This window comes from Achromobacter sp. 1011791174, assembly GCF_059760925.1.
On sequence record NZ_JCBANH010000086.1, the window covers coordinates 20,317 to 27,427 of the forward strand.

Genomic DNA, 7,111 nt, shown 5'->3' on the forward strand with positions numbered 1-7,111 from the left:
GGCTTAACCGAAATAGGTGCGGTAGGCGCCGCTCACGCGGCCGTCGGCGTCCAGCCCGAAGAACACGCGCCAGCGGTCCAGACAGGTGCACGGATGCGAGATGCCGAACTCGATCACGTCGCCGGGTGTCAGCGTGCTATCGGCCGGCAGGGCCAGGAAAGCGTGCTGGTCGTTCAGCTTGGCGACGCGGGTGGCATCCGCGTTCCAGCCCGCCACCGGCCGGCCGTCGCGGTACGCGGCCAGCGGCGTGGGCAGATCCTGGTCGTAGGACACGTCGCGCATGCCGAAGCCGCAGATGGCCAGGCCCGGTTCGGGACGCGACAGCACCTCGCCCCAGAGCCGCAGCGCCGGCTGGAAGTCCGCCGCGCTGTGGCGTTCGCCGCCGAACTCGAAGCCGGCGCGTTGATCCATGGCGTCGAGCGCGCGGCGGTACACGCCGTGGTCATGGAAGAAGATGGCGCCGCTGCGCAGCACCAGCAGCGTGTTGCCATCCTGGCGCAATGCGGGTGCCAGCGCCTGCGTGACCTGGTCGAAGAAGGCCGAGCCGCCGGCGGTGAAGACCAGCGGCGCGGCCGGCGCCAGCGCGCGGACCTGATGCAGCGCGTCGATCGCGCGCGCCATCAGGGCCGCGATATTGCGGCGCGTGGCCTCGGGGTCGGACGAGGCGACCGCGCCTTCATAGGTGGCCACGCCGGCCAGCGACAGCTTGCCGCCCTGGGCCTGCACGGCATCCAGGATGGCGCGCACGCCGGCCGCGTCGCGCGCGCCGGCGCGGCCGCCGCCGACTTCGACCAGCACGTCTACCGGCCGTCCGGCTTCCCCTGCCGCGGCCGCCAGCGCGCGCACCGTGTCGGCGGAGTCCGCGAAGGCCAGCAGGCGGGCGTCGGGATAGGCCGCCAGCAGCCGGCCGAGGCGAGCGCCGCTGGCCAGGCCGCCGATCTCGTTGCCGAGCATCAGCCTGCGCACGCCGGCGCGCAGCAGCACGGCGGCCTGTTGCAGGTTGGCGACCGTCGCGCCCCAGGCGCCGGCGTCGAGCAGGCGCTGCACGATCTGCGGCGACATGGGCGTCTTGGCATGCGGCGCCAGCGCGGCGCCGTGGCCATGGACGTAGCGGAAGATCTTGTCGGTGTTGTGGGCGAAGGCGGCTTCGTCCAGCGTCAGCACCGGCAGGGCCATGTCGCCATCGCGCGGCCGCCAGCCGCGACTGGCCACGTCGCGCAGCGCGACCGGGGGCGTGCCGGGCGGCACGCCTCGGTAACTGTCGTCCAGGGGGGTGTCGAGCAGGGATTCCAGGAAGGGGTTCATGCGGCCGCCGAAAGGAGGGTTGCCAGAGGGAAACTCTGATTTGGTAACGTTGTCATCCGATGGGCGGCAGTCTAATGGTAACGTTGTCAAATCAAGAATTGGGGCTATCCCCTAGATCCGGATCCGAGGCGCCGTGATGGCGCCTCGGGGCGCGCGAGGCGATCGCTCAGGCCGGCGCCTGCGTCGCCTCGTCCCGCCAGCGCTGCTTGTCGCGCAGCGGCGGCGCGCCGAACAGGCGGCTGTATTCGCGGCTGAACTGCGATGAGCTTTCATAGCCGACCGCGTGCGCGGCCAGCGCCACGCCGGCGTCGTCGGCCAGCATGATGCGTCGCGCCTCCTGCAGGCGCAGGTGTTTCTGGTATTGCAGCGGGCTCATGGCCGTGGCCTGCTTGAAATGATGGTGCAGCGAGGACACGCTCATGTGCACATCGCGGGCGATGTCCTCCACGCGCAGGGGCTGGGCGTAGTTGTCGCGCAGGATGCGGATGGCCTTGGCCACGCGATTGAGCTGGCTGTCCTGCAGCACCGTCTGGCGCAGCGCCGCGCCCTGGCCGTCCATCATCAGGCGGTAGAGCAGTTCGCGCTTGATCATCGGCGCCAGGAAGGGAATGTCGCGCGGGGTGTCCAGCAGGCGCAGCAGCCGCAGCAGCGCGTCCAGCAGCGTGTCGTCCAGCGGATTCACGCTCAGCGCGCGCGAGGTGTCGGACGGCGGCGCGGGCGGCAGGTTCTCGTCGCTGATGAGCGCGGTGATGGCCTCGGGATGCAGGTCCAGCCGCAGTCCCAGGTAGGGCCGGCTCGGGCTGGCCACCGACACCTTGGCGACCACCGGCAGGTCCACCGACGAGATCAGGTAATGGAAGGGGTCGTACTCGTAGGCTTCGTCGCCGACCAGCAGCAGCTTGGTGCCCTGGGCGATGACCGACAGCGCGGCGGCCTGGAAAGCGGGCTTGGGGCCGACCGGCTGGGACAGGCGGTGCAGGTGCAGGCCGTCGATGGATGTTTCCATCGAGCCTTCCAGCGTGCCCGTCATGCGGTCCAGCAGGCGCAGCACTTCGGCGCGGGCGGAGGCGGTGGCGAGGGTGGAGGATTGGGCAGGGATCATGTCGGCGGGGAAAGGCGGATCGCGGCGGGCGCGCGCCAGCGACAGGAACGCTGGCGGCAGGATCGGGTGCGGTCAGTGTATTCCTGGCCGGGGGCCTCTTTCCAATCAGGGAGATTGAATCCGGAGAAATAGGCAGAAGGCGCGGAGGAATGGGCGCAAGGCGGACGAGCCGCCGGGACGAGGCAGGATCGGGCAAAAAAAGGGCAGGATCCGGCATCGCGCGCGCCGGACCGTCGCCGCATACTGGCCGGGCTTTCGCAGGCCTCCCGCGCCATCCCGGCGCGGCGACGGCCGCCGTACCCAACCAGGAGCACACGCATGCGCTACAAGAAATTCGGCAACACCGGCCTGTTCGTTTCGGAACTGTGCCTGGGCACCATGACCTTCGGCGGTCAGGGCGAACTGTGGAGCAAGATCGGCCAGTTGCAGCAGGAAGAGGCCAACCGCCTGGTGGGGCGCGCCCTGGAGGCCGGCGTCAACTTCATCGACACGGCGGACGTGTATTCAGAAGGCCGTTCGGAAACCATCACCGGCCAGGCCCTGCGCGACCTGAAGGTGGCGCGTGACGAGGTGGTGATCGCCACCAAGGTGTTCGGCCAGACCGGCGCCGGCCCCAATGCGCGCGGCAACTCGCGCTATCACATCATGGAAAGCGTCAAGCGCAGCCTGGCGCGGCTGGGCACCGACCATATCGACCTGTACCAGATCCATGGCTTCGATCCGGCCACGCCGATCGAGGAAACCGTGCGGGCGCTGGACGACCTGGTGCGCCAGGGGCATGTGCGCTACGTCGGCGTGTCGAACTGGTCGGCCTGGCAGATCATGAAGGCGCTGGGCATTGCCGAGCGCCGCGGCCTGGCGCGCTTCGAGTCGCTGCAGGCCTACTACACCGTCGCGGGCCGTGACCTGGAACGGGAACTGGCGCCGATGCTCCAGAGCGAGAACGTCGGGCTGATGGTCTGGAGCCCGCTGGCCGGCGGCCTGCTCAGCGGCAAGTACGGGCGCGATGGCGGCGGTGACGCCGGCAGCCGGCGCCTGGAATTCGACTTCCCGCCGGTCGACCGTGACCGCGCCTACGACTGCGTCGACGTGCTGCGCCGCCTGGCCGAGGCGCGCGGCGTGTCGCCGGCCCAGATGGCGCTGGCCTGGCTGCTGGCGCAGCCGGTGGTCAGCTCGGTCATCATCGGCGCCAAGCGGGTCGACCAGTTGGACGACAACCTGGCCGCCGTCGGGCTGGTGCTGACGGCGGACGAGCTGGCCGAGCTGGACAAGGTCAGCGCCCTGCCGCCGGAGTATCCGGGCTGGATGCATGTGCGCCAGGGCGAGTACCGGCGCCAGCAGCTGCGCGAGGCCGGCCTGGCTTAGCGCGCTTGGCTGATGGATGCGCGCGGGCCGCCGTCCAGCGGCAGGCGCAGCAGCGGCAGCGCGCGTCCGGGCTCGCCTGGAATGGGCGCGGCGCGCGCGCCGACGCGCACCGCGCCTTGCGCCAGATAGAAGGGCTCAGCCTGCGGATCGGCCTCGATCGCGATCTCCCGGGCGCCCGCAAGCCTCGCCACGCGGGCGGCATGCGCCAGCAGGCGCCGGCCCAGCCCCTGCCGCAAGGCGCGCGGCGCGATCCACAGATGCTCCAGCCGCCAGTCCGCCGCGTCCGGCGCCAGCGCATAGAAGCCCGCGATGCCCTGCTCGTCACGCATGAGGCGCACGCGCCAGCGGCCCAGGTCCGCGGGCGCGAGCGTCAGGTCGTCGCGCCATTGCGCCAGCAGCTCGGGCGGGTAGCCCCACACGGCCTTGGAGGCCAGGGCCAGCGCGGCCAGTTGCGGCAGGTCGGAAAGCGTGGCGGGATGTATGGGCATGTCGGGACGGATGCTGGGTCTGGCGTTGCGGCGCGTTCGGGACGGGCCGCCGGGATTCCGGGCAGGGCGCGCCATGGCGGCGCCCGTGAGCCTAGAATGGTAGCCATGTTTTTCCCGACTGTCCGTCACCCCGAGGCGCGCCCGTGCCCATTCCCTATCTACGCAAGCTGACCGCCGCGCAGCGCAGCCCGGAGGCCAACCGCCACCTGGCCTATGTGCTGACCTTCGTCGCCGGCGCGGTCAACGCGGGCGGCTTCCTGGCCGTGCAGCAGTACACCTCGCACATGTCCGGCATCGTCTCGATGATGGCCGACCACCTGGCGGTGGGCGGTTTGCTGGTGGTGTTGCAGGGCCTGGCGGCGCTGCTGTCGTTCCTGGCCGGCGCGGCGTCTTCCGCATTCATGATCAATTTCGGCCGCCGCTCGCGGCTGGCCAGCGAGTACGCCCTGCCGCTGCTGCTGGAGGCGGTGCTGTTGCTGGCCTTCGGCCTGCTGGGCGCGAATATCGAGCAGCTGCGCTGGTTCTACCTGCCGGCGACCGTGATGCTGCTCTGCTACATCATGGGCCTGCAGAACGCGATGATCACCAAGGTGTCGAAGTCCGAGATCCGCACCACGCACGTGACCGGCATGGTGACGGACATCGGCATCGAACTGGGCAAGCTGTTCTACTGGAATGCGGCCGGCCAGAGCGACGAGCGCGTTCCCGTGCGCGCGGACCGCGCCAAGCTGCGGGTGCTGTCCTGCATGGTGAGCCTGTTCTTCGTCGGCGGCGTGGCCGGCGCCTATGCGTTCTTCCATGTGGGCTTCGGTTCGACCCTGCCGCTGGCGATCGTGCTGATGCTGCTGGCCATGGTGCCCATCGCCGACGATATCCGGGGTTTCATGCTGCGCCTGTGAGGGGCGCGGCGGCCGGGCGCAGTTGGCTGCTTGCCTGGCGCCGACCCGACGACGCTAGCGCGCGGGCAGGCTGTCCAGCTCGGCTTGCGCCCGCGCATAGTCCGGTTGCAGCCGCAGCGCGGCGTCGAACGCGTCGCGTGCGTCGGCCAGGCGGCCCAGCCGGCGCAACAGCATGCCCTGGTTGACTCGTATCTGCGCGCTGGCGGGGTTCGCGGCGATGGCGCGCTCATACGCGGCCAGCGCTTCGGGCGCGCGGTCCAGGCCGTCCAGCAGAGCGGCCCGCAGGTTGTGGCCGATGCTCCAGTCGGGAAAGCGTTCGCACAGGGTCTGCGCGCTGCGCAGGGCGCCCGCCAGATCGCCGGCATCCGCCTGCGCGCCGGCCTTGCTGACCAGGAACCAGCGGTTGCCGGCGTCCAGCGCGATGGCCTCGTCGAATTTCTCGATGGCCGGCGCATAGCGCTTCTGCAACGCCAGCAGCCTGCCCTGGAAGTGGCGGATGTCGGCATTGGCCGGATCCAATCGGGCCATGTCCGCGCCCAGTCGTTCGGCGACGGGCCAGTCGCCCGTGAGGATCGCCTGCGCCACCTGTTTGTTCAGCGTCTGCACGGCGGGCGACAGGCGTGCGACGCGCGCGCGCAGCGCGTCGCTTTCGGTGCGCAGCTCGGCCTGATAGGCCTGATCGAATTCGTCGGCGCCCTGGGCGCGGGCCGCGAAGCTGGCGGGCAGGCATGCCAGCAGGGCGGACAGGATCAAGCGGGCGAGGGCGCGGGGCAGTCGGGACATGGCGCGGCATAGGCGTGACAGGGGACTCTACGATATCCGCTATCACGCCGCCGCGCCGACCGGGTCACTTCGGCATGAGCACCGTGTCGATGACGTGGATCACGCCGTTGGACTGGTAGACATCATAGGGGCCGATATTGGCGACGCCGCCCTTTTCGTCCTTCAGCATGATGTTGTGCTTGCCGTTCATCATCACCCACAGCTTGCCGCCGCTGGCGGTGGTGAGTTCGGCCGCGCCGCCGGCCTTCTTGATCTGCGCGGCCAGGGCGTCGAAATCCAGCTTGCCCGGCACCACGTGATACGTGAGGATCTTGGTCAGCGTGGCCTTGTTCTCGGGCTTGACCAGCGTGTCCACGGTGCCTGCCGGCAATTTGCCGAACGCGGCGTTGGTGGGTGCGAACACGGTGAACGGGCCCTTGCCCTGCAAGGTGTCGACCAGGCCGGCGGCCTTCACCGCCGCCACCAGGGTGGTGTGGTCGGCGGAGTTCAGCGCGTTGGCCACGATGGTCTTGCCGGGCAGCATGGGTTGGCCGCCCACCACGACGTCGGCCGCCTGAGCGGACGACAGGGCAAGCGCGGAGCAGGCGAGGGCAATGCAAACGATCCGTTTCATGACGATCTCCTTTTTTGGTTGGCCGTCGCAAGGAGATACGCGGGAGTCGGGCGCTTGGATGCGCTCGCCGGACCTGGGACAAACCCTGATGCCGGCGAGTGCGGTCAGATGACGGGGCCGCTGAGCACCACCGGACCGGTGGGGGCGCCGGTGGGCGAACCCCCGGGCGGTTCCAGCGTGACGGCCACGGTGTCGCCCGGCAAGGGCGGCAGGCGCGGGTTGAGCCGGCTGGTCTGGCCGGGCAGGACCAGGCCCAACGAGCGCGGCGGCAGGCCCGGCGTGATCGCCCAGAGTTCCAGCGCGCGACCGCCAGCCAGCAGCGTCAGGTCGCGCATGGGCTGGACGGACAGTGACTTGTCGGGCAGGCGGTTCAGCACCAGCGCGGCCTGCGCCTGGTCGCCGGACAGCACCGCCAGCGTGCGCAGCCCTTCACGCTGGGTGGACGGCGTCAACACCAGGAAGGCCAGGACCACCATGGCCGCGGCCAGGCCGGCGCCCAGCGTGCGCCACCAGGACCAGCCGCGCCATTCGCGCGGGCGGGGGCGCGCGGCGGGGG

Annotated in this window: 7 protein-coding genes and 1 pseudogene; 2 read left to right on the forward strand and 6 right to left on the reverse strand. The window is 70.4% G+C overall.

What is annotated here, in order from left to right; genetic code table 11:
• Positions 1 to 3: 3 nt before the first annotated feature.
• Entirely contained in the window at positions 4 to 1,305 is a 1,302-nt protein-coding gene (locus AC6LJ5_RS23685) for an alanine racemase (protein WP_498141778.1), read from the reverse strand.
• A 166-nt stretch (positions 1,306 to 1,471) separates the two neighbouring features.
• A complete protein-coding gene (locus AC6LJ5_RS23690) occupies positions 1,472 to 2,407 on the reverse strand; it encodes an AraC family transcriptional regulator (RefSeq protein WP_103275690.1) in 936 nt (311 codons plus the stop codon).
• A 318-nt stretch (positions 2,408 to 2,725) separates the two neighbouring features.
• Between AC6LJ5_RS23690 and AC6LJ5_RS23695 the strand changes: the two genes are divergently transcribed.
• Complete coding sequence (locus tag AC6LJ5_RS23695) at positions 2,726 to 3,772, forward strand: aldo/keto reductase (protein WP_498141779.1); 1,047 nt, start codon at positions 2,726 to 2,728, stop codon at positions 3,770 to 3,772.
• Here the strand turns inward: AC6LJ5_RS23695 and AC6LJ5_RS23700 are convergent.
• Positions 3,769 to 4,260, reverse strand: coding sequence for a GNAT family N-acetyltransferase (locus AC6LJ5_RS23700; RefSeq protein WP_498141780.1), 492 nt, complete (start codon positions 4,258 to 4,260; stop codon positions 3,769 to 3,771). The two genes, AC6LJ5_RS23695 and AC6LJ5_RS23700, sit on opposite strands and share 4 nt — an antisense overlap.
• A 143-nt stretch (positions 4,261 to 4,403) precedes the next feature.
• Between AC6LJ5_RS23700 and AC6LJ5_RS23705 the strand changes: the two are divergent.
• Positions 4,404 to 5,153 (forward strand): annotated as a pseudogene (locus AC6LJ5_RS23705) (YoaK family protein); the annotation flags it as partial.
• 60 nt (positions 5,154 to 5,213) lie between these two features.
• On the opposite strand, the gene AC6LJ5_RS23710 reads toward AC6LJ5_RS23705, so the two are convergent.
• The 3 genes from AC6LJ5_RS23710 to AC6LJ5_RS23720 form a co-directional block, all read right to left on the reverse strand.
• Complete coding sequence (locus AC6LJ5_RS23710; RefSeq protein ID WP_498141781.1) at positions 5,214 to 5,942, reverse strand: tetratricopeptide repeat protein; 729 nt, start codon at positions 5,940 to 5,942, stop codon at positions 5,214 to 5,216.
• A 64-nt stretch (positions 5,943 to 6,006) separates the two neighbouring features.
• The gene (locus AC6LJ5_RS23715; protein WP_498141782.1) at positions 6,007 to 6,555 is read right to left on the reverse strand and encodes a fasciclin domain-containing protein; all 549 of its coding nucleotides are present in this window, start codon (positions 6,553 to 6,555) and stop codon (positions 6,007 to 6,009) included.
• Between the two features lie 104 nt (positions 6,556 to 6,659).
• Positions 6,660 to 7,111: anti-sigma factor (locus AC6LJ5_RS23720; RefSeq protein WP_498141783.1), on the reverse strand; the 452-nt coding region annotated here is incomplete at its 5' end.

Bases quoted from the DNA above. Each gene is read 5' to 3' on its own strand.
- AC6LJ5_RS23685 (WP_498141778.1), bottom strand. From the start codon at position 1,305: ATGAACCCCTTCCTGGAATCCCTGCTCGACACCCCCCTGGACGACAGT.
- AC6LJ5_RS23690 (WP_103275690.1), bottom strand. From the start codon at position 2,407: ATGATCCCTGCCCAATCCTCCACCCTCGCCACCGCCTCCGCCCGCGCC.
- AC6LJ5_RS23695 (WP_498141779.1), top strand. From the start codon at position 2,726: ATGCGCTACAAGAAATTCGGCAACACCGGCCTGTTCGTTTCGGAACTG.
- AC6LJ5_RS23700 (WP_498141780.1), bottom strand. From the start codon at position 4,260: ATGCCCATACATCCCGCCACGCTTTCCGACCTGCCGCAACTGGCCGCG.
- AC6LJ5_RS23710 (WP_498141781.1), bottom strand. From the start codon at position 5,942: ATGTCCCGACTGCCCCGCGCCCTCGCCCGCTTGATCCTGTCCGCCCTG.
- AC6LJ5_RS23715 (WP_498141782.1), bottom strand. From the start codon at position 6,555: ATGAAACGGATCGTTTGCATTGCCCTCGCCTGCTCCGCGCTTGCCCTG.